At 71.0% G+C, this 22,537-nt stretch carries 15 protein-coding genes; 7 read left to right on the forward strand and 8 right to left on the reverse strand.

The window, feature by feature from the left end; genetic code table 11:
- Positions 1–602: 602 nt before the first annotated feature.
- Positions 603–1,925 (reverse strand): aspartyl protease family protein, encoded by a 1,323-nt coding sequence (locus ACWDRB_RS45190; RefSeq protein ID WP_449904870.1) that lies wholly within the window; start codon positions 1,923–1,925, stop codon positions 603–605.
- A gap of 467 nt (positions 1,926–2,392) precedes the next feature.
- Here ACWDRB_RS45190 and ACWDRB_RS45195 point away from each other — a divergent pair, with 467 nt between their 5' ends.
- From ACWDRB_RS45195 to ACWDRB_RS45210, 4 genes are all read left to right on the forward strand, one after another.
- Positions 2,393–3,352: a PDR/VanB family oxidoreductase gene (locus tag ACWDRB_RS45195; RefSeq protein ID WP_449904872.1), complete on the forward strand. Its 960-nt coding sequence runs from the start codon at positions 2,393–2,395 to the stop codon at positions 3,350–3,352.
- A gap of 161 nt (positions 3,353–3,513) precedes the next feature.
- The gene (locus ACWDRB_RS45200; RefSeq protein WP_449904874.1) at positions 3,514–4,455 is read left to right on the forward strand and encodes an MBL fold metallo-hydrolase; all 942 of its coding nucleotides are present in this window, start codon (positions 3,514–3,516) and stop codon (positions 4,453–4,455) included.
- A 150-nt stretch (positions 4,456–4,605) separates the two neighbouring features.
- Complete coding sequence (locus ACWDRB_RS45205; protein WP_449904876.1) at positions 4,606–6,234, forward strand: DHA2 family efflux MFS transporter permease subunit; 1,629 nt, start codon at positions 4,606–4,608, stop codon at positions 6,232–6,234.
- A gap of 125 nt (positions 6,235–6,359) precedes the next feature.
- Complete coding sequence (locus ACWDRB_RS45210; RefSeq protein ID WP_449904878.1) at positions 6,360–6,971, forward strand: hypothetical protein; 612 nt, start codon at positions 6,360–6,362, stop codon at positions 6,969–6,971.
- A 129-nt stretch (positions 6,972–7,100) separates the two neighbouring features.
- Here ACWDRB_RS45210 and ACWDRB_RS45215 read toward each other — a convergent pair whose 3' ends face one another.
- The 3 genes from ACWDRB_RS45215 to ACWDRB_RS45225 all read right to left on the reverse strand — a co-directional run bounded on the left by ACWDRB_RS45215 (position 7,101) and on the right by ACWDRB_RS45225 (position 11,372).
- Positions 7,101–8,597, reverse strand: a complete 1,497-nt coding sequence (locus ACWDRB_RS45215; RefSeq protein ID WP_449904880.1) for a M28 family metallopeptidase — start codon at positions 8,595–8,597, stop codon at positions 7,101–7,103.
- Positions 8,598–8,771: 174 nt separating this feature from the next.
- Positions 8,772–10,271, reverse strand: a complete 1,500-nt coding sequence (locus ACWDRB_RS45220; protein ID WP_449904882.1) for a M28 family metallopeptidase — start codon at positions 10,269–10,271, stop codon at positions 8,772–8,774.
- Positions 10,272–10,424: 153 nt separating this feature from the next.
- A complete protein-coding gene (locus ACWDRB_RS45225; protein WP_449904884.1) occupies positions 10,425–11,372 on the reverse strand; it encodes a DNA polymerase domain-containing protein in 948 nt (315 codons plus the stop codon).
- 50 nt (positions 11,373–11,422) lie between these two features.
- On the opposite strand from ACWDRB_RS45225, the gene ACWDRB_RS45230 reads away from it, so the two are divergent.
- Complete coding sequence (locus tag ACWDRB_RS45230; RefSeq protein WP_449904886.1) at positions 11,423–12,019, forward strand: histidine phosphatase family protein; 597 nt, start codon at positions 11,423–11,425, stop codon at positions 12,017–12,019.
- Here the strand turns inward: ACWDRB_RS45230 and ACWDRB_RS45235 are convergent.
- Positions 11,982–12,617, reverse strand: a complete 636-nt coding sequence (locus tag ACWDRB_RS45235) for a maleylpyruvate isomerase family mycothiol-dependent enzyme (protein WP_364258989.1) — start codon at positions 12,615–12,617, stop codon at positions 11,982–11,984. The two genes, ACWDRB_RS45230 and ACWDRB_RS45235, sit on opposite strands and share 38 nt — an antisense overlap.
- A 62-nt stretch (positions 12,618–12,679) precedes the next feature.
- Between ACWDRB_RS45235 and ACWDRB_RS45240 the strand changes: the two genes are divergently transcribed.
- Positions 12,680–13,105, forward strand: a complete 426-nt coding sequence (locus ACWDRB_RS45240) for a MarR family winged helix-turn-helix transcriptional regulator (RefSeq protein WP_449904889.1) — start codon at positions 12,680–12,682, stop codon at positions 13,103–13,105.
- On the opposite strand, the gene ACWDRB_RS45245 is transcribed toward ACWDRB_RS45240, so the two are convergent.
- The 3 genes from ACWDRB_RS45245 to ACWDRB_RS45255 all read right to left on the reverse strand — a co-directional run bounded on the left by ACWDRB_RS45245 (position 13,102) and on the right by ACWDRB_RS45255 (position 19,454).
- Positions 13,102–15,219 (reverse strand): carbon starvation CstA family protein, encoded by a 2,118-nt coding sequence (locus ACWDRB_RS45245; protein WP_449904891.1) that lies wholly within the window; start codon positions 15,217–15,219, stop codon positions 13,102–13,104. The genes ACWDRB_RS45240 and ACWDRB_RS45245 overlap by 4 nt on opposite strands.
- Positions 15,216–15,569 (reverse strand): hypothetical protein, encoded by a 354-nt coding sequence (locus tag ACWDRB_RS45250; protein WP_355204211.1) that lies wholly within the window; start codon positions 15,567–15,569, stop codon positions 15,216–15,218. The genes ACWDRB_RS45245 and ACWDRB_RS45250 overlap by 4 nt, the downstream gene beginning before the upstream one ends.
- A 162-nt stretch (positions 15,570–15,731) precedes the next feature.
- Positions 15,732–19,454: a S8 family serine peptidase gene (locus tag ACWDRB_RS45255; protein WP_449904893.1), complete on the reverse strand. Its 3,723-nt coding sequence runs from the start codon at positions 19,452–19,454 to the stop codon at positions 15,732–15,734.
- A gap of 180 nt (positions 19,455–19,634) precedes the next feature.
- Here ACWDRB_RS45255 and ACWDRB_RS45260 point away from each other — a divergent pair, with 180 nt between their 5' ends.
- Entirely contained in the window at positions 19,635–22,535 is a 2,901-nt protein-coding gene (locus tag ACWDRB_RS45260) for a helix-turn-helix transcriptional regulator (RefSeq protein ID WP_449904895.1), read from the forward strand.
- Positions 22,536–22,537 lie beyond the last annotated feature (2 nt).

A 22,537-nucleotide genomic window follows, 5' to 3' on the forward strand; every position in this document is an offset into this window, starting at 1 on the left:
ATCTCGGCCCGGTTCAGGCCGATCGCGTCGACGCGGATCCGCAGCTCGCCGGGTCCGGGATCGCCGACTTCGACCTCGCGCACCTGGAGCACCTCCGGGCCGCCGAACTCATCGAACCGCACTGCCTTGGGCATGTCTCGTCAACTTCCTTCCCGGGTGTGACCGTTGTCGGCTCCTTAGACAACCCCGAATGTCGATGGTTGTCAAACTATGATGGGAGTCGAAATACACTGGTCGGACCCATGTTCCCCACCCGCGACGCGATCCCGCCCGGCTGCTCGATCTCGCGCCGGAGTTCAAGAACGGCATGGACGCCCCCTCGGCACCGCTGCCATGGCCGAGACCGTCGACGAGATCGCTCGAATCCTTCGGCCGCGGCTCACGACTACCTGGCTCGCGAGCTCACTCAGCCTGGAGTCCCCCAGCGGGGAGTGCTGCCACTTCTCACCGGCATTCCCGCCCGCGACACCTGGGACGCGACTCCCTGGGCTCCGGCCGCGCCCGGGACGCTTCCTGGTACGACACCGGGCGAGGGGGTGAAGGCGTCCGGTTCGCCCTTGCCCCGTCGCCCGTAGGAGCCGGCAGCTCCACGTAGCTCCTGATCAGGTGGCCTTGCCGCGGGCGATGTAGAGGTTCATGCCGGTGAAATCGACGGTGATGTTATAGGGCTTCCAGAAGCAGTGGGAAAACCAGCCCATCGAGTCGAACCCTGTCCCATAGGGCCAGGGCACGTTGGCCGGCTGGTTGGGGTTCGTGTAGCAGTAGACCTCCTTGGCGACGGCGTTGCCAAGGCGGATCTCCTTCGGGTAACAGGGGTAGACGACGGCCGGGTGGCTGCTGCCAAAAGTCCCGATCTCGCGGTCGTAGTCGCTGCGGACTCCCAACTGCGCGGCCGTTCTTCCCCGCAAGCCCGCCACGATCTCGCTGGTTCCGCCGAAGTTGACGCCCACCACCCCTGTGCGGGAGCCGGCGGTGCCGGCGAAGCTGCCCGTGCTGTGCAGGTATTGCTCACGGGCCAGCCATATGGGAAGGGGCTGTGCGCCCGCCGATTTGGCGGCGGCGCGTGCCTTCCTGGCCGTTTCGGGGGTGCGGCGGCGCAGGATCAGTTGCCGGCCCGCATAGTCGAAGGTGGTCAGCAAGTGGTAGAAGACCCACGTGCCGATCAGGCCGTCGCTGTCGGTTCCGACATCCTCGCCCGACTCCGTCGACGACCAGCCCACCGGGACGTTGCGCAGTTCGATGCCACCCAGCTTGAAGGAGTCCAGTATCCCGTAGTACGCCCATATGATGCCGTTCTCGTACTCGATCTTCTGACTGGCAACGGGACTCAGCCCGGCCTCCTTTGCTACCGACGCCCGCATGCTCAGATTCGGGGCGCCGGTGTAGAACGTGAAGCGCTTCGTCGGTCCGCCGTTGACCGAGGCCTCTACCAGCGGAATCGGGTCCATCTGCTTGATTTCCAGCCGCGCGATGTCGCCGTGGACCTGGTACGCCTCACCACTGACCGCCGCGAACCACTTGGCGTAGCCGTCCTCACCGGCCGCTTTCCAGTGCGGTGCGGACAGGCCGAACTTGTCCTGCCGGATGTAGCAGTCGCCCAGGAGCCCGTTGGTTTCCTTGTCGTCGGGCGCCAACTGGAGGGCCATCTTGAGGTATTTCTCGGCATCGGCGAACCGGTTGGACAGCAGCCCGACATAGCCGCGCCGGCGGGCCGCGTGCAGGTTCGCAGGGTCTGTCTTGAGGATCTCCTCGTACGCCCGGCCGGCCTGCTCGAACTTCCCGGCCTTGAACAGCGCGTCGGCGTCACCGCTGTCGGCCAGCGCCGTGGCTGCCTCGCCCATCAGCGGCGCGGCCGCGGCGGCACCGGCCAGCACAGCGGCGCCCTGAAACAGCGAACGCCGGTCCCATTTCCCGTCATTTGCCACGCCTTCTCCTTTTTCTTGATCGCCTTGGTCGTAACGTGCTGTCCCAGCGGCTCCGGACGGTTCGCCTCGCCCTGCTTGATGAGGGCGACGCCGTGGTGCCGGGGCCACCCGGGCCGTACGGCGTCGTCCCGATGCGGGCGGCCGGATCGCTTCGCAGCACGCTCCGTGACTCGCCCGCCGGTCAACCCCGTCCACTGTCGGCCGGCCGCGTCCCCGCCTCGTTCGCGCCGCGTCATGGTTGTGTCACAGCCGCGCCGGCGCTGGCCGCCGTCGGAAACGGACATAACGATCAGATAACGCTGGTCCCGTACGTCCGGTAGAGTTGGCCCCGGAAATCGTCGTCCGTTGCTCTGCCTTCCGTCGCGCGATCCATGAACTGACTCGTCCCCAGCGTCAGCTCATGCGTCGGAAGCCTTGCTTCGGCGGCGTGGGCGTCGCTCCGTCTCCTGTGAAAGCGGGAAACCAGCGTGAGCAACTCCTCCACTCGCGAGTTCGAGAGCGGGCTCGTTGTCGCGGAACGGGCCGACGCCGCCGACGGCGTAGCCGTCCTGACGCTTCGTCACCCCGGCGGCGCCCCGCTGCCGGAGTGGGAGCCCGGTGCCCACGTCGACCTGCTGCTCGACGACGGCCTGGTCCGCAGCTACTCCTTGTGCGGTGCCCCCGGCGACCGCACGGCGTGGCGGATCGGCGTGTTGCGCGTACCGGACGGCCGCGGAGGGTCCGCCCACGTCCACGGCAGGCTTCACCCGGGCGCACAGGTGCGGGTACGGGGACCCCGCAACAACTTCGCCCTTCGGCCGGCCCGGCGCTACAGGTTCGTGGCGGGCGGCATCGGGATCACGCCGTTGCTGCCGATGCTGCTCGCGGCCCAGGCCGCCGGCGCGGACTGGCGGCTGTTGTACGGCGGCCGGACCCGCTCCTCGATGGCGTTCCTGGACGAACTGGCCGCCTATGGCGACGCGGTGACCGTCCGCCCGCAGGACCAGCATGGCCTGCTCGACCTGGACGGCTTCCTCGGCGAGCCCGATGCCGACACCTTGGTCTACTGCTGCGGCCCCGAGCCGCTGCTCGCGGCGGTCGAGGAATGGTGCGGTGCCTGGCCGTCCGGGGCGCTCCAAGTGGAGCGGTTCCAGGCCAGGAAGAGGGAGACGGCGTCGGAGAACACCTTCGAGGTGGTGCTCGACCGGTCCGGGGTGATCGTCCGCGTACCACCGGACCGCAGCGTGCTGGAAGCCGTCCGCGAGGCCGGCGTCACTGCGCTCTCCTCCTGCGCCGAGGGCATCTGCGGCACCTGCGAGACCGAGGTGCTGGAAGGGGAGCCCGACCATCGTGACTCCGTGCTCAGCGCGGAAGAACGGGAGTCCAACGAGATCATGATGATCTGCGTCTCCCGCTCTCGCAGCCCTCGGCTGGTCCTCGATCTGTGACCGCCGCTTCGCGCACGCCCCCGCCGCCTGCCCGTTGTTCCGCGGGACCGGCATAGGCCCGCACCCGCAAGCCACCGTCGACGCCCGGCGGTGCATCGAGACCTTCTCCAACACCCACCGCAACACGACGACCAGCAGCACAAGCTGGAGGAAGTGGAGTCATGAGCACGACTCAAGCAGCGCACGAAAGCCCGGCGGCGGAGGCTCGCTACGACGGCTGGCACGTCGATGAGCGCTGCCTCAACTGCAACATCGCCCGTCAGGTCGCCCCCGGCATGATCGCCTACAAGGAGGGCGGCGAGTACGGCGGCCTGTCGACCGTCATCCGCCAACCGGAGACCGAGGCCGACGTGGAGAAGCTGTACATGGCCGCGCACGCCTGCCCGACCCGCTCCATCCACCCGCCGGCCGATGAGTGGGACGCCGACTCCGACCCCTACCCCAAGCCCCTGGATCAGGACGGCGTCGTCTACCTCTGTGGACATTCCTCCCCACAGACGTACGGCGCCACCTCCTACCTCCTGCGCCGCCCCGGCGGCAGCGCGATGATGATCGACACCCCGCGCTGGCGGCCCGCGCTCGCCCGCCGCTACGAGGAGAAGGTCGGCAAGATCACCGACGTGCTGATCACCCACCTCGACCACGTCGCCCACGCGCGCAAGTACGCCGACGCCTTCGGCGCCCGGCTGTGGATCCACGAGGGAGACCTGCACTCCCTGCCCTCCGCCGACCAGGTCATCCGCGGCACGGAACCGGTCGAGATCGGGCCAGGAGTCGTCGCCCACCCCTTCCCCGGGCACACCGCGGGCAGCACACTCTTCATCGCCGACGAGAAGTACTGCTTCACCGGCGACGCGTTCTTCTGGTCGAACTCCCAGCAGACCCTGGAGGTCGCCCACAGCGTGGTCTACGACTCGATCAAGACGCTTGCCGAGTCGGTCGCCCGCGGAGCCGAGGAGCTGACCTTCGAGTGGGTACTGCCAGGTCACGGCAATATGCACCGCCTCCCCGCCGACGAGATGAGGCGACGCATGCGCGGGCTCGGCCGCCGCGCCGCGACCTACCCCGCAGAGGAGATCGACTACGGGGCGGTCCGCTACTGACGAGCTGAACGCCGGCCCCCTCCACCAGGGCCAGGGCCGGCCCCTTGATCCGCGCGGCCCGGCCGCTTGGCGACGGCCGGGCCGCGTGGGACAGGACCCATCCATCACCATGAGGTCGGCTGAGCATTGACGGACGTATCAACCACATCGATGAGCGGGCATCCGGTCCCCTCCACCGGAGCCTGGGCCGCACTGGCGGCCCTCTCTCTCGGGCTGTTCATGATCGTGGTGGACATCTCGATCGTGTCCGTGGCGCTGCCGGCCATGGTGCGCGGCCTGAATACCGGACTCAACGCGGTGGTCTGGGTGAACAGCGTCTATCTGCTCACCTACGCCGTGCCCATGCTGTTCACCAGCTGGCTCGGCGACCGCTACGGGCCCCAGCGGATGTTCGTGGCGGGCCTGACGGTCTTCACCGGCGCCGCCTTGTGCGCCGGCCTGTCCAGCAGCGTCGAGCCGCTGATCGCCGCCCGCGCCGCGCAGGGGATGGGCGCCGCCCTGCTGACCCCGCAGACCCTCGCCCTCATCACCCACCTGTTCCCGGCCGGCGATCGCGGCCGCGCCATGGGTGTCCTGGGCGGCGTCTCCGGTCTCGCCACAGTCACCGGCCCGCTGCTCGGCGGTGTCCTCATCGACACCCTGGGCTGGCAGTGGATCTTCTACGTCAACGTTCTGGTCGGTGTCCCGGCCCTGGCCCTGAGCCTGTCGGTGCTGCCGGACCTGCGGCTGGGCCACGCGCGGCGCCTCGACGTGCCGGGCATCCTGCTGTCGGGCACCGGCCTGTTCCTGATCGTGTTCGGCGTGCAGAACGGAGAGACGTACGACTGGGGCGAGCTCCTCGGCCCGATCACCGTGTTCGAGGTCATCGCCGCGGGCGTGGTGCTGCTGGCCGCCTTCGTGATCTGGCAGCGCGTCAACCGCGACGAGCCGCTGGTCCCCTTGCGGGTCTTCACCGATCGCAACTTCTCCGCCGGCTCCCTGAGCACCGCGATCATCGGCTTCGCCATGACCGGCATGTTCCTGCCGCTGGTCATCTACCTGCAGTCCGCGCTGGGCCTCTCACCCACGCAGGCCGGTCTCCTGACTGCGCCGATGGCGTTGATCTCCGGCGTGATGGGCCCGTTCATCGGCCGTCTGTCGGACCGAGTGGGCGGCAAGTACCTCATCATGTCCGGCCTGTTCGGCATGGCGGGCGGCCTGGGCGCCCTCGCGCTCCAGGCCGACGCAGAACTCCCGCCCTGGCACCTCGTCCCCGGCCTGCTGCTCTGCGGCCTCGGCATGGGCCTCGTCCTCGTCCCCGTCAACAACGTCGCGATGGGGTCCGTACCGCCCGGCCTGCGCGGCACCGCCTCCGGCATCTTCTTCACCGCCCGCCAGCTGGGCTCGGTTCTGGGCAGTGCCACCATCGGCGTCCTGCTGCAAGCCCGCATCGCCCTGTCCCTGGCCCGCGAAACGAACACGGCAGCCGCACACCTGCCGGCCCTCTACCAGGAGATCTTCCGCAAAGGCATGCGCCAGGCCGCCGAGACCGGCCAGATCGACGGCCAGGGCGTGCAGGCGCTGCCCGCACATCTGGCCCGCCAGGGCCGGCAACTCGCCGAACAGTCGATGCAGAACGGGCTCACCCAGGCAGCCAAGGAGACGCTGATCCCCCTGATCGCGATCCTCCTCCTGGGCACACTGGCAGCCGCCGCGATGCGGCCCACCAGGCCAGAGATGAACACTACGAAGTCCGCCGACGAACCCGCCGCCACGACCCCGGCGCAGCCCTCCCGGTAGTCGTCCTCGCGTGCCGGGGACTGAGCAGTCGGGAGAGCCGGAATCCCATCGGGTTGACCTTGACGCGACGTCAACGTGTCTAATCGGGATCGACCGGGCCCAGAGAGCCGAAAGTGAGGGGACCGATGGTCAGAGCCGCGCTGCGGATCGTGGTGTTCGAGCTGAAAGGCCTGCTGGCCATCGGGCAGTGGATCGTCCGGCGTCGTGATGGCGTGCCGGCGGGGGCGACCGTCGTGACGTACACGAAGGCGCAGACGTTCATGCTGTCGCTGATGCTGTTCGCGATGGCGGTCGAGACCGTGGTGGTCGATCTGCTGCTGGTCGCGCTCGACGTGCCGGCGTGGCTGCGGTTCGCGGTGCTGATCGCCGACGTGTACGGGCTGCTGTTCGGGGTCATGCTGGCCGCCGCCTGCGCCACCAGGCCGCATGTCATCACCTCTGGTGAGCTGCGCATCCGGTTCGGCGTGTACTTCGACGTGCGCGTGCCGGTCGAGCGGATCGCCGCCGTGCGCACGAGTCGCAACTACAACGAGAGCGGCATGGTCACCGTCAAGGACGGGCGGCTCGGCGTGGCGGTCTCCTCGCAGACGAACATGACGGTGGAGCTGACCGAGCCGGTCGCCTTCGTGCGCCCGTTCGGCCGCCGGGGGGAGGCCACGTCGATCCGGTTCTTCGCGGATGAGCCGGAGAAGGTCGTGGCGGCGTTGCGTACTGACAGGACCGCTGAGCGCGCCTGATCCGGGGGCGTTGCGTACTGACCGGACCGCCGAGGCCGCCTGATTCGGGGGCGTCGCGGGCCGGGCCGTGGAGCCCGGCCCGCGAGGGAGCAAAGGGCCGGGCCGTAACGGGCCCGGCCCTCCGCGCGGTTAGCGGGTGATCTTGACGTCGTCCACGCCGGCCTCCACCAGGGAGGCGCCCGAGGCGTCGGCGGCGTCGATGAGGATGCGGACGGTCTGGCCCGCGAACGCGTTCAGGCCGGCCGTGGCCGTGGTCCAGGCGCCGTTGCGGTTGGACGCGGCGCCCGCCTGGTTCAGGACCGTCGTGGTGGTGGTGCCGACCACGCGGACCCGGAAGTAGTCGGCGCTGGAGGCGTTCGAGCCGTGCGCCAGGTACCACGAGAACGACAGGTTCAGCGGACCCGTGGACGGGAGCGTGATCGGGGGCGACTGGATCGAGGTGATGCCGCCGTCGATGTCGAAGTCACCGGCGGCCGAGCCTGCCAGGCGGCCAGTGACCAGGTCGTTCGTGCCGCTGACCGTGGTGCCGAGCTGCTTGGCGCCGCTGGAGTTGGTGTCCTCGGGGTCGCCGCGCTCCCACTGGCCGGTGGTGGCGGTGTCGGCGCTCGACGGGTTGACCGTCCAGCCGTTGGCCGTCTCGAACGTGTCCTGCCAGACCACGGCGGGTGGTACGGCGGTGGCGATCGTCCACACCGAGTACGCGATCGCGTCGGCGTTCCGGTCGAGCGCGGTGTCGTTGATGTTGGAAGTGGTGTCGCACGAGCGGTGGTAGCAGACGTCGAACGCCTGACCGGCGGTGCCGCCCCACAGCGTGGCCTGGGCCGAGCTCTTGATGCCCTCCGCGCCCGTGAACGTGCCGCCCGCCGGGATGCCGACCGCGATGAACGGGCCGTAGTCGGAGCGGCCGTCGAAGTCGGTGCCCCGGGTCGGCACGCCGATCGACGTGAAGTAGTCCTGGATGACCTTCTCCAGCTCCGCGGATCCGGCCGGGCCGGGACCGGAGCCGGTGCCGTCCGAGTTGTCGCCGTCGTACACGAAGTATCCGGGGTTCGGGGAGCCGACCATGTCGAAGTTCAGGTACCCCTTGATCCGCGCCCGGTCCGCGGCCGGCAGGTTGTTCACGTAGAACTGCGACCCGCGCAGCCCCAGCTCCTCCGCGCCCCACCAGGCGAAGCGCAGGTGCTTGGCCGGCTGGAGCGCCTGGCGCGACACTTCGAGCGCGGTCTCCAGGATGGACGCGCTGCCCGAGCCGTTGTCGTTGATGCCGGGACCCGCGGTGACGCTGTCGAGGTGCGCGCCGACCATGAGGATGTCGTTGGGGTCCCCGCCGGGCCAGTCGGCGATGACGTTGTAGCCGGTGGCGCCGTTGTAGGTGAACGACTGGAGCGTGGTGGTGAAGCCTGCGGCGTCCAGCTGGCCGCGTACGTAGTTCGCGGAGGCCAGGTAGCCCGGGCGGCCGTGTGCGCGGTTGCCGCCGTTGGCGGTGGCGATGGACTGGAGCTGGGTGAGGTGGGCCTTGACGTTGGTGAGGGAGATGTTCGGGGCTGCTGCGGCCTGCGCCGGCACGGCCGTCAGGGCGGTGATGGCCAGGGATAACGCTGTTGCCGCGACGATGATCGATCGCATTGCGGCGCCTCCATCCGAGGGTCGAGGGTGGAAGATCCCGAGATGGTGCTCGTTGGAACCGGTGGTGCCGTGGTGCCGTGGTGCGAAGGTTCGATGGTGCGGTGGTGCCGAAGTGCCGTGGTGCCTAGGTGGTGCCCGGGTGGGCAGGGGTGCTGCCCACCCGGTGTGGAGCCGTCAGGCGGCCGTCTTAGAGGCCAGGGGCGCCGCCGCGGGGGCGGTTCGCGGCGGGATGGAGCGCAGGTTGAAGGCGAAGCGGGCGACGGAGTCCGCGATCGCGTCCAGGTCCACGTCCAGCGCGGTGTCGTTGATGTTGGCGGTCGTGTCGCACGCCTGGTGGTAGCAGGCGTCGTACGCGACCCCCGCCGTGCCACCGAACTTCGCCGCCTCCTCGGGCGTCTTGATGCCCTCGGCGCCCGTGAAGATCCCGCCCGCCGGGATGCCGACGTCGATGAACGGGCCGTAGTCGGAGCGCCCGTCGAAGTCGGTGCCGACGGTGGGCAGGTTGCGCGAGCCGTAGAAGGCCTCGAGCTGCTTCTCGATCCGGTCGGATCCGGGCGGCCCGGCCGGGGAGCCTTCGTTGTCGGAGTTGTCCCCGTCATACAGCTTGTACGCGTAGTTGGGCGAGGCTACCATGTCGAAGTTCAGGTAGACCCGGATCCGGTCGCGCTGCGTCTCCGACAGCGACGCGACGTACTGGTCGGACCCGAGCAGCCCGATCTCCTCACCCGCCCAGAAGCCGAAGCGGACCTTGTTCTTGACCGGGTAGAGCGCCATCTCCTCGGCGACCTCCAGGATGGAGGCGGAGCCCGAGCCGTTGTCGTTGATGCCGGGACCGGCGGGCACGCTGTCGAGGTGGGCGCCGACCATCACCACGTTGCGCGGGTCGCCGAAGCGGGACTCGGCGATCACGTTGTCGTTGGTGCCCAGCACGAGGGTGGAGTCGACCTTGAGCCGTACGGTCGCCCCGGCCGTGGCCGCCAGCTCGTTGCCGACCGCGAAGTCGGCGAAGACCATCGGGACCCCGGCCCGCCACTCGCCGATGTCGAGCGGGAAGGCGTCGGTCCGGCCCGGCTGGCCCTCGTTGAACACGATGATCCCGGACGCCCCGGCGCGGCCCGCGTTGCGGATCTTCAGGGCGAAGGCGCACGTGCCGCGCTGGATGAGCGCGATCCGCCCGGCCACGAACCCGGCGAAGTCGGACGCTTCGCAGCCGCTGGTCGAGGTGGGCGTCGGGGTCGGCGGCAGGGTCAGGTCAACGGCCTGGACCTGCGCGGTCACGTCACCGGCGGGGGAGGGCTCGAAGGAGAAGAAGTCGTCGTTAGGCACGTACGTCTTCGAGCCCGGCGCGGTGAGGTTGAGCGTGGGCGGGGAGTTCTCGGTCCAGCTCTCGACGAAGTTGATCGGCTGGAGCGTGACCTTGTATCCGGCCTTGCGCAGTTTGCCCGCCACATAGTCGCGGGAGGCGTTGTAGCCGGGGGTGCCCGCGGCGCGGGTGCCGCCGTTGGCGTCGGCGATCGCCTGCAGGGCGTCGAGGTGCTTCTTGGCGTTCGGGCCCTTCACCTGCTTGACGAGCAACTTGGCGAAGAGGTCGTCAAGGCCGCCGGCGTTGGCCGGGGTGGTCAGAGCCAGTGGTAGGGCCAGTGCGGTGATCAGTGCGATGGCGATTCGACGCATAAGGGTTCCCCTGGTGGACGAATTCGATGATTCCCCCGAGCCGCCACGTGAACGTAACCCGGCGGAGGATCACTGAGAAGGCCCACTAGTGCGTCAATATCCGGACATATCCGGTTGGTTCACTCGGCCCGGCGGGCACGGGCGCGCCGAGGGTCACTCGGCGCGGCGGGCGCGGGCGCGCCGCTTGCCCTCGTGCATCGCCTGTACGCGGGCGACCGGGATCGTGTGCCCCTCCTCGACCAGGTCGGCGGGCAGCCGCTGCGGCTCGGGCATGGACTCGGCCCACGGGTCCGCGTCCTTGAGCAGCCCGGCCGCCGTGTGCACGGTGAAGTCGGCGGGCACCACCTGATCGAGCGACTCCCACGCCACGGGGAACGACACGGGCGTGCCGGGGCGTACGCGAGGGCTGTAGGCGGCCGCCACCGTGGCCCCGCCCGCCCGGGTCGAGTCGATGAACACCTTGCCCGCGCGGTCCTCGCGGATGAACGCCGTGGTGGCCAGCGCCGGGTCCACCCGCTCGGCCCGGGCCGCCAGCGCGCGCGTGGCCGCGGCCAGGTCCTCCACGCCCGTCCCCTCGGCCACAGGCACGAACACGTGCACGCCCTTCGCCCCGCTGGTCTTCACCGCGCCCGCCAGCCCGGCGTCGTCCAGGGCCTGGCGCACCAGGAAGGCCCCGCGCACGGCCAGCTCGAAGGCGTCGCTGCCGTCGGGCGGGTCGAGGTCGAGGATCATGTGGGTGGGATGGGAGCGCACGAACAGCCCGGGGTGGTACTCCACCGCCCGCTGGTTGGCGAACCAGAGCAGCGTCCTGCGGTCGTTGCACAGCGCGTACGTCACCTGCCTGCGCGACGCCTCGGCCCACACGGAGACCGACTGCACCCATTCGGGGGCGTACTTGGGCAGGTTCTTCTGCATGAACGGCTCCTGCCCCGGCCGCACGCGGATGACCGAGAGCGCCCGGTCGCGCAGGGCCGGGATGATCCGGTCGCCGACCGCGTCGAGGTAGTCGACCAGGTCGCGCTTGGTCGCGCCGGCCCCGTCGAACAGGGGCTGGTCGAGGTTGGTGAGCGCCACCCCGTCACGTGTCTCATCGCCGGCCACCCGCCCTACGATGCCCATGACGTGTGTCCGAGGTCAACAACTGGAGCCCGATGACTCGCTACCTCTACCTCACCCGCCACGGCGAGGCCACGCCGGACGAGACCGGCCTGACCGCGAACGGCCGCCGCCAGGCCGCGCTGCTCGGCGAGCGGCTGAAGGACGTCCCCCTCTCCGCCGTCCACCACGGCCCGCTCCCGAGGGCCGCCCAGACCGCGCGCCTGATCGCCGAGCACCTTACCGGTGTGCCCGTGCGCGTCTCGGAGGCGGCCGGGGACTACCTCCCGTACGTGCCGGTGAAGGAAGAGCTGCCCCCGGAGCACGCGGACCGGTTGCTCGGCTTCCTCGCCAACTTCCCGGCGGACGGCGGCGCGCGCCTCGTCCGCCAGGCCGAGGAGCTGTTCACCGGTCCGGTGGAGGAGACGCGGCACGAGCTGGTCGTGACGCACAACTTCCTGATCGGCTGGCTCGTCCGCGCCGCCCTGGACGCCCCCGGCTGGCGCTGGCTCGGCCTCAACCACTGCAACGCCGCCCTGACGGTCATCCGATATGCGTCGGACCGCCCGTCCTCCGTGCTCTTCTTCAACGACATGGCGCACCTGCCGCCCGAGCTCAGGTGGACCGGATTCCCGCCAGAGCTGCGCCTGTAGCTCCTCGCAGGCTGGGCAGCGCGGCCGGCCGCCCGCTGATCAGCAGGAGCAACGCCTGTACGGGCCCCTCGACCACGTCCCCTTCGCCCACCGACCAGTCCACGTCCGTGGCCACGAGCCGCAGCCCGCGCAGGCGGCGCTGCGGATGGAAGGGGAAGCCGCGCTCCCAGATGTGCACGGCGCAGGCGCGGGCCGCCTCCAGCGGCATGGCCCGGTCGAGGCCGAGCGGCACGGCGATGTCCTGCGCGTGGACCAGCACGTCGAAGAGCGGGTCGAGCGGCTTGGTCGTCGGCGCCCGGCGGTGCGAGGTGGCCGACTCGCGCACCTGAGCGACGAGCTCGCCGACCGGCAGCCTGGCGTGACGTACCGCCGTGTCGCGGACGAAACGATCGAAGCTCCCACGGGCCCGGACGAAGTCCACCAGCGCCCGCGGGACGTTCACGTTGGTGGCGAGCGCGAGGTGGGCGGCCACGTCGCGGACCCGCCAGCCCTCGCAGAGCGACGGCCGCTCCCAGTCGTCGGCGGGCAGCGAGCCGAGCAGGTCGGCCACGCCGCGCCGCTCGATCTCGAGGGCGGCCCAGATCTCTTCCTGGTTCATCGCACCCTCCCATTGCTAAGGTGGCCTTAATATAAGGCTTCCTGAGCGATTGGAGAAGGGGTTTGGCCGCCACACATCCACCGCACGTCATAGCCCTGCTTTACGAGGCGTACCTGCGCCTGCAGGACGTCGTGCTCGACGTCGGCAGGTCGTACGACGCCCGCATCCGGCCCGCGCACTCGGCGGTGTTCTTCCACATGGAGCACGACGGCATCCGGCTGAGCAGGCTCGCGGAGAAGGCGCAGATGACCCCGCAGGCGATGGGGGCGCTGGTCGACGACTTGGAGGAGCTGGGCTACCTGCGCCGGGTGCCCGACCCGGCCGACCGCCGTGCCAAGCTCATCGAGTTCACCGAGCGCGGCGACGAGGCGCTGAGGGTCGGCTACACCGCGATCGACGACGTCGAACGACGCCTCGCGGCCCTGCTCGGCGAGGACGGCCTCGCCGAGCTGAACACCACGCTGAGCCGCGTCATCAACGCGTTCTAGGGGGCCGCCTTGGCCATCGTCTCCCGCTCCTCGCGGGTGGGGATCAACCCGGCGGGCGCGAGGATCTTCGACTCCTCGAACGGCGCCTCCGTGGTCGGCAGCGGCTCACGCGACCTGACCGCCTTCACCCACACGCGCAGCGCGTCGAGGATCACGATGATGATCAGGACCGCGAACAGCGCCGCCAGGATCCCGTCCACGGTGGAGTTGAGCACGACCTGCTCCATCGCGTCCCGGGTCTTGGCCGGCGCGAGCAGCTTCCCCTGGTCCAGCGCCGTCTGGTAACGGTCGCGCTGGGCGAAGAAGCCGAGCGTGGGGTCGGAGGAGAACACCTTCTGGTAGCTGGCCGTCAGCGTGACGGCCACGTCCCAGGCCAACGGCACCCCCGTCACCCAGGCCCACTTCAGCCGGCCGCTCTTGATCAGCAACGTCGTGGCGACCGTGAGCGCCACCGCGGCGAGCAGCTGGTTGGCGATGCCGAAGAGCGGGAACAGCTGGTTGATGCCGCCCAGCGGGTCGTTGACGCCCACGTACAGGAAGTATCCCCAGGCCGCCACGACGACGGCGCTGGCCGCCACCAGCCCCGGCCACCAGCTCACCCTGGAGATCGGCTTCCACAGGTTGCCCAGCGTGTCCTGCAGCATGAACCGCCCCACCCGGGTGCCCGCGTCGACCGTCGTGAGGATGAACAGCGCCTCGAACATGATCGCGAAGTGGTACCAGAACGCCTGCAGCCCCGCCCCGCCGATGAACCCGGAGAAGATCTGCGAGATCCCCACCGCCAGCGTGGGCGCGCCGCCCGTCCGGGCGATCAGGGTCTGCTCCTGTACGGCTGCCGCCGCGGCCTGCAACTGCTCCGGCGTGATCACGAAGCCCATGTCGGTGACCGCCTGCGAGGCGCTCTGCACGGTGGCCCCGACGACGCCGGCCGGGGAGTTCATCGCGAAGTAGAGACCGGGGGTCAGCACGCAGGCCGCGGTGATGGCCATGACGGCCACGAACGACTCCATCAGCATGGAGCCGTACCCGATCATCCGGACCTGGGTCTCCTTCTGGATCATCTTGGGCGTCGTGCCGGACGAGATCAGCGAGTGGAACCCCGACAGCGCGCCGCACGCGATGATGATGAACACGAACGGGAACAGCGACCCGGCGAACACCGGGCCCTTGCCGCTGAACGCGAAGTCCGTGAACGCCGGCGTCCGCAGCGTGGGCATCGTGACGGCGATCCCGATCGCGATCAGCACGATGGTGCCGATCTTCATGAAGGTCGAGAGGTAGTCGCGCGGCGCGAGCAGCATCCAGACGGGCAACACCGCGGCGACGAACCCGTACGCGATGAGCCACAGCGCCAGCGCGGACGGGCTCAGCGTGAAGAACGGCGCCCAGCTCGACTCCTGCACCCAGCCGCCGGCCACGATCGACAGCAGCAGCAGCGCGACCCCGATCACGGTGGTCTCGACGACCCTGCCCGGCCTGAGCACCCGCAGGTAGAAGCCCATGAACAGGGCGATCGGGATGGTCATGGCGATGGAGAAGACGCCCCACGGCGACTTGGCCAGGGCGTTGACCACGACCAGGGCCAGCACGGCGAGCAGGATGATCATGATGGCGAAGACCGCGACGAGCGCCGCCACCCCGCCGATCGGCCCGATCTCCTCGCGGGCCATCTGGCCGAGGCTGCGGCCGTTGCGCCGCATGGAGAAGAACAGGATCACCATGTCCTGCACGGCCCCCGCGAAGATCACTCCCGCGACGATCCAGATGGTGCCGGGGAGGTAGCCCATCTGGGCCGCCAGCACGGGTCCCACCAGCGGCCCCGCCCCGGCGATGGCGGCGAAGTGGTGGCCGAACAGGATCCGGCGGTCGGTCGGCTGGTAGTCGATGCCGTTGTCGAGCCGCTCGGCCGGGGTGGCCCTGCGGTCGTCCGCGCCCAGCACCCTGCGGACGATGAAACGGGCATAGAACCGGTAGGCGATGGCGTACGAACCGAGTGCGGCGGCCAGCAGCCAGACCGCGTTGACGTTCTCCCCTCTGGACAGGGCCAGCACGGCCCACCCCACGGCCCCGGCGAGCGCGACCGCCGTCCAGATGATGATGGAACGTAACTTCACCGGTTACCTCCCATATGTGAAGGGCCATACAGAGGTCGCCCCAGGCAGCAGCGCAGTCCGGCGTCCGGCGGCAGATCGGTCGTGAAACGCCGCCAGCGCCACAGCGGGCGGCAGTCGATCGTGACGGGGAGTTCGGCGAGATGCACCCAGGCGGTCGGATGGGCGTAGACCTTCTCGTCCTCGTCGCCGAGCCGGCGCGCTCGCCGTGGGAGCCGGGAGCGGGATAACGGCCGGACCGAGAACTCACCCGCGTCGGCGCAGCAGAGGCCGGTCACGTGCCAGTCGAAGAACACCACTTCGTCGTCGCGCAGTGCTTCACGGGCGGCCGGCGTGAGCGTGACACGGGGCATCTGTGGCTCCTGAAGACCAGGTAGCTCAGAAATCACCGACGGCCTTACCCGCTGCCACCGCTCCCGAAACGTCGCCCGGCGTCCACATCCCGCCGTACATCGGGGTGGACGGGATCCTTGGGAGGGGGCCTTCGGGGTGAAGGCCCCCTCCGTGGGTCAGGGTTACTTCCAGGGGTTGAAGTAGGCCACCGTGCCGAAGTCGATATCCATCGAGTCCGCGCTCCCAGCCGTGGCCGTGGCCCCGGTGACGAAGATGCGGATGCCGGCCGCCGCGTCCACCGCCAGCGCGTGCGAGCGGTCCTGCGCCCCCGCCGCCCCGTCGTAGCGCCCCGTCCACACCTCCTGCCCCGTGGCCGAGTCGTACGCGACCGTCACGTAGTCACTCCCGCCGACACCATCCTCGGAGTCGGAGCTCTCACCGGTGATGACGACCCTGGAGCCGTCCGGGGTGGCGGCGACGTCCCAGGCGTAGTCCTCGCCCTTCCCCTGCCCGTCGCGGCGCTGCACCCACGCCCGCTGACCCGTGCCCGGGTCGTAGGCGACCGTGGTGAAGTCGGACCGCGTGCCCTCTCCCTCCGTGTTGCCGGTCACGTACAGCCTGCCGGCGGCGAGGGCGACGGCGTGCGGGGTGTCGCTGCCGTGCGCCGGCCCGTCGTAGCGGTCCGTCCAGAGCTCCTTGCCGGTGGCGACGTCGTAGGCGACCGTGGCGAGGTCGGTCTGCGTGCCCCGGCCCTCGCTGGACCCGGTGACGTAGACGGACCTGTCGTCGACGGCCATGCCGGAGGGGATGTCCATCCCGTTCGCGGGGCCGTTGTGCCGGGCGGCCCAGAGCTGTTCGCCGGTGGCCGTGTTGAACGCCACGGTGCCCCAGTCGGAGAAGCCCGTGCCGGAGACGCCCTGGCTCTGGCCGGTGACGAAGAGCTTGGACCCGTCCGGGGTCACCTCGATCTCCCGGGCGTCGTCGGTGCCGCCCCCGGGCCCGTCATAGTGCTGCAGCCAGGTGCGCTCCCCGTTGTCGGCGTTGTACGCGACGATGAAGTAGTCGTCCTTGCCGCCCTCGGCCAGCGTGCTCATGCCGGTGGCGTAGACGCTCTTCCCGTCGGGGCTGACCGCGACCGCGTTGGCGAAGTCCGACAGGTTGCCCGGCCCGGTGTGCCGGGCGACCCAGAGCTCCGCGCCCGAGGCGGTGTCGTACGCGATGGTGACGGCGTCGTTGCCGGTGTCGGTGCCCGCGCTGATGCCGGTGACGAAGAGCTTGCTCCCGTCGGGGCTCATCACGATCGCCGCCGGCTCGTCGTACGTCCCCGCGGGGCCCTTGTAGCTCTTGCTCCACAGCTGCGCGCCGGTGGCCGCGTCGTAGGCGACGGTGGCGATGCTCGGGCTGAGCGCGCCGGGGGACGTTCCGAAGCTGGCGCCCGTCACGTACACCTGCTTGCCCTTGGGGTCGAGCGCGATGAACTCGGCGGAGTCGGCGCCGCCCGCGGCCCCGTACGTGGCCGACCAGGTCTCGGGCACCGGCCGTACGAGGACGGGCACGCGTACGCTGTGCCGCCCGTCCTTCCACGTGAGCTGCCCGCCCGTGTAGGCGTTCATCGGGGCCGTGGTCCGCGTGAACGTCACCGTGAACGACTTCGTCTGCCCCGGCCGCACCGTGAGCCGGCTCGGCGTCACCTTGGCCGTGATCCCGGCCAGACCGGAGGCGGAGGCCGTGTACGTGGCGGTCGAGCGGCCGACGTTGGTCACCGAGCGCGTCACGGTCTGCGTGCCGGGCAGCCGGCCGACCGAGATCGACGGGCCGTTGAAGTCACTGGGGTCCAGCGAGTACCCCCGCTTCTTCAGCGCGTCGCACACCTTCCGGTCGATGCCCGTGGTCGTCCCGCAGAGGAACGCCGTCCAGTCCTTCACCCCGCTGTCGTAGACGAGCCCGGGGTCGGCGGCGCTGTTCGGGGCGACGTGGCCGGCGCCCTGACCGAAGATCACCTTCGGGTCGGTGCCGGGCCCGTCCAGGACGTCGGTGCCGCTGGTCATCAGGGCCGACTTGACGGCCATCGGCGACCAGTCCGGGTGCAGGTCCTTCAGCAGCGCGGCGAGCCCGGCGACGTGCGGGGCGGACATCGACGTCCCGCTGGACAGCCCGAACTCGGCCCCGTTGTTGCCCGGCGGCGCCGTAGCGGCCAGGATGTCCTGCCCGGGAGCGGTCAGGTCCGGCTTGAGCAGGTCACCGCCGCCCGCGCTGAGCGGGCCCCGGGAGGAGAAGGCGGCCAGGTACGGCGCCGGGACGTCGTCGCTGATCTTCGCCTGGTCGATCGTGGCCGTCGCGCCGCTCGTGGCGGCATAGTCCTTGACCGCCTGCCGGTCCTTCACCGCGAGGTGCACGGTGGGGATGGAGTGGAAGTCGGCGTTGAGGGAGTTCTCGTCGACGTTCACGAGTACCGTGCCGACGCCGCCCGCCTCGGCCACGGCCAGGCTCTTGTCGACGCGCGGCGTCACGCCGCGGTCGCAGATGACGATCTTGCCCTTCACCTTGGCCGGGTCGAGCACCGGTTTGCCGTCGTTGTTCCTGGCCGCGTAGCACTGGGCCACCATGGTGGGGTCGGCGCCGGGCAGTCCCACGGCCGTGGAGTCGACGAGCGGCGCCGGGCCGGCCTTGGTCGCCGCCAGCGAGGCCCCGCCGTACGTCGTGCCGTTCCCGAGCGTCGCCGACCCCTGCGTGCCGCGGTTGTGTGTGCCCGCCGCGACCGTGGTCACCCACGGGGAGGGGTGGTTGACGGTGGAGGCGGCGGGGCCGTCGTTGCCGGCGGAGGCGGAGACGAAGATGCCGGCCTGCGCGGCCGCCAGGAACGCCATCTCCGCCGGGTCGAGGAAGTCCGTGCTCGTGCCCGAGACCGAGTAGTTGATGACGTCCACGCCGTCCGCGACCGCCTGGTCGATGGCGGCGACGAGGTCGGAGTAGTAGCCGTTGGCCGTCGAGGAGTCCTGCGCCGACCAGAGCGCCTTGTAGACGGCCACCCGCGCGCGCGGCGCCATGCCGCTGATCGCGCCGAACGCCGCCGCCGGCCCGGTCGCGGGCACGGCGTGGTTGCCGGCCGCCGTCGAGGCCGTGTGCGTGCCGTGCCCGTTGTAGTCGACCGGCGAGGTGAACTCCCACGGCAGCAGTTCCTGCACGGCGGCGTCACCGCCCCAGGCCGCGTCGAAGTGCCGAGCCGCGACCACCTTGCCGTTGCACACCGCCGGGCTCGTTTGCGGGCACGCGCCGCGGAAGCCGCGGATCGGCTTGTACGGCTTGCCGCTGCCGTCGGGGTTGGCGAAGCTCTTGCTGGACGGTGTGACACCGGTGTCGATCACGCCGATGACCAGGCCGTCGCCGGCGCCCTTGCCGTGCCGGCCGCCGGTGGGGCCGCCGAGCTGGTCCCAGAGGCCGCCGCGGGCGTCGAGGCCCAGGAAGTGCGGCGTCGAGGACGTCTGGACCGTCACCTTCCTGTCCTCGGTCACGGCCACGACGTCGGGCATCGCCCGCAGCTCCCTGGCCTGCGAGCCGGTCAGCTTGGCCGCGAAGCCGCCGTACGAGTACACGTACTCGTAGAGCTTCCTGCCGCCGCCGACCTTCTTGAGCGCGGCGTCGTGCCGGCCGCGCAGGTGGTCCACGTACTTGGTCACGTCGGCCGAGCCCGGGTCGATCTTCTCGCCCTGCGCGGGTTTGGTGGTGGACAGCCCGGCCACGTCGCCCTCGTACGTGGCGACGGGGTCCGCCGCCATCTGCACGATGTAGGTCTTCTGCTCTTCGGGCGCGGTCTCGGCCGCGGCCGCTCCCGGCCAGGCCACCGCGATCAGCGCGGTCGCCGCTACGAGTAAGCGGCGGCCACGCGTAGGTTCGGACAGGTCCATCGTCGCCCCTCTGTACATCGCCCGCTGATCACGCGGAACGATCGCCGAGGCTAATGAGGACGGCCGGGGGCGGCATCCGTACCGAATACGGATTTTTGGGCAGCACCTATCGCAAGAGGGAGATCAGGTAGCCTGTTTTCCTCTGATATATCGCCATTAGGGCAGGTAGGGGGTGGCCGCATGCCCCGCGTCGCCCCCTCGGGTTCCCTCTCCGATGTGCTCATCGGGCGCCGCTCCGAGCTGGCCCTCCTCCGTACCGTCATCGCCGCCCCGCCCTCGCTCGCGCTCGTCGAGGGGGAGGCGGGCATCGGGAAGAGCCGCCTGGTGGGGGAGCTGCTGTCCGCGTCCGGGGCGCGCCGGCTCGTGGGGCAGTGCGAGCAGCTCCAGGAGCCCCTGCCGCTGTCCCCGCTGCTCGACGCCTTCCGCCTGGCGGCCGACCTCACCGCGTCCCGGCCGGTCAGCCCAGTGGTGGGAGCGCTCGTGCCGCTCCTTCCCGAGCTCGCCGAGCGCCTGCCGCCGCCGCTGCCCCCGTTACCGGACCAGCGGGCCGAGCGGCACCGGGTGTTCCGGGCGGCCGTGGCCCTGCTCGACCACCTGAGCCCGCTGGTGCTCGTCCTGGAGGACGTGCACTGGGCAGACGGCGGCACGCACGACTTCCTGGCCTTCCTCGCCGCCCACCAGCCGAGCGACGTCTCGGTGATCCTCACCGTCCGCACCGGGTCGGGGGCGCTGCCGATCCGTGAGGCCCTCGCCCGCGCGCCGTCCGGGCCGGCGCGGGTGGTCAGCCTGACCCCGCTGAGCCCGCCCGAGGTGGAGGAGCTCGCGCGGAGCATCCTCAAGGCCGAGCTCCCCGGCACGTTCGCGGCCCTGCTCTACGAGAAGACCGGGGGCATCCCGTTCGTCGTGGAGGAGGTGCTCCGCACGCTGCTGGAGCGCCTGCCCGCCGATGAGATCCCCGGCCGCCCCGACGTCCTGTCCGCCCTGGCCGTCCCGACGGTGCTGCGCGACGTCGTGCTGCAGCGCCTGTCCTCCCTCGACGGCGCCGCGCGGGAGATCCTCGGGGCCGCCGCGGTCATCGGCACGACGCCCGACGACCGGACACTCGCGGAGGTCACGGGCCGCGGCCCCTTGGAGATCGCCAAGGCCCTCGCGTCGGCGCAGGCCGTGGGGCTGCTGCACGAGGAGGACGGGAGGTCCCGGTTCAGGCACGCGCTGGCGCGGCAGATCGTGTACGAGTCCGTGACCGCGCCGGAGCGGCGGTGGCTGCATCTCAGGACCGCGCAGGCCCTGGAGGCCGGGTCAGGTCCCAGGCCGGTGGCCCGGCTGGCCCACCATTTCCGGCTCGCGGGGCGTACCGAGGAGTTCGTGGCGAACGCGGAGGCCGCCGCCGGCACCGCCCTGTCCCACGGGAACGACGCCACAGCGGCCCGCTTCCTACTCCAGGCGCTGGAGGTCGGCTCGTTGCCCCGGGAGACGCGGGTACGGCTGGCCGTCAAGCTGGGCCGGGTGGCGGTGGACGGCCTGGCCCACGCGGAGGCCGTACCGATGCTCGAACGCCTCCTCGCCACCGAGCCGCTGCCCGCCCATCTGCGCGGCGAGCTGCGCTTCGCGCTCGGCCGGCTGCTGCGCCAGCAGGGGGAGGCGCGGGCCGGCCACCTGCAGATCGAGCGCGCGGTCGGCGACCTCGGCGACCGGCCCGCGCTGCTGGGGCGGGCGCTGGCCGTGCTCGCCGCGCCCGAGACCGTCGTGGACCGGCACGTGAGCGAGCACACCGCGAGGTGCGACGAGGCCGAGGAGGCCGCCCGCCGCAGCGGCGACCCCGACGTGGACATCGCGGTACGCATCGCGCGGGCATCCCTGCTGCTGGAGCAGGGGCACCCGGGGAGCGGGCGGCTCATCGACGACCTGCTGCGCGACGACCGGCTCCGTGGCGTGCCCCGGGAACACGCCCGCGCCTGCCTCAACTGGGCCCAGGGCGCGCTGCACATCGGATGCCTGGAGCGCGCCGAGGCCCTGCTGGCGGAGGGGCGCCGGGTGGCCGACCAGGCCGAGTACCTGCGGGTCGCGGAGGTCGTGGAGCTGGTGACGGCCGCGGTCGACCGGGCGGCGGGGCGCTGGGACGGCCTGGAGGCCCGGGTCCGCCGCCTGGGTGGCGCGCCCGGCTGGACCGCCTCCCCGGGCGCCGGGACGACCGCCTCCCCGGGCGCGGGGACGGCCACTTTTCCGGCCGCGTCGATGGAGGCGGGGCTGCTGCTCGGCGCGCTGCTGGCGGCGACGGGTCCGGCCGAGGAGGCCGTGGCGTGCCTGGGCGAGGTGATCGCCGTCGCCGAACGGGCCGGCGCCGTCTGGCCGCTCATCCCCGCCAAGATGACGCTCTCCCGCCTCCTGCTGACCCTGGACGACGTCGCCGGCGCCGCCGCGCACGCTACCGCCGCGCTCTCCCTCGTACGGGCCAAGGGGAACTGGGTGTGGGGCGCGGAGACCGTCCTGTGCCTGGTGGACGCGCTCGGCAGGACGTCCGGGACCGTGGAGCTCGTGGACGAGCTGGGCGCCGGCCTCGAAGGCGCCGACGCCCCGATCGCGCGGGCGGCGCTCCTGACCGCCCGCGCCGTCGTCTCCCAGGACCCGCCGGAGGCCGACGAACTGCTTGACGCGGCGCGTACCACCCTCCAGGAGGCCGGGCTGCGCTACGAGGAGGCCCAGGCGGCCGAGCGCCTGGGCCGATGGCGCTGCGAACGCGGCACGGGCGACGGTGGGCCCCTGCTCGAAGCGGCGCTGCGCCTGTACGCGGCGATGGGGGCCGACCGGGACCTCGCCCGGATCAGCCGGATCATGCGCCAGAACGGCGTGCCGATCCCTTATCCGTGGCGGGGCGGACGGCCGTCCCACGGGCAGACGCTGTCGTCGCGGGAACGGGAGGTGGCGCTGCTGGCGGCGGAGGGGAAGACGAACCAGGAGATCGCCACCGAGCTGTTCCTGTCGAGGCGGACGGTGGAGAGCCACATCTCCAGCGCCCTGCGCAAGCTGGGCCTCCCGTCGCGCAGAGAGCTGCGGGCCCAAGGCGGTCTCGCCGATCTGTAGCG

The sequence above is a fragment of the Nonomuraea sp. NPDC003707 genome (genome assembly GCF_053587055.1).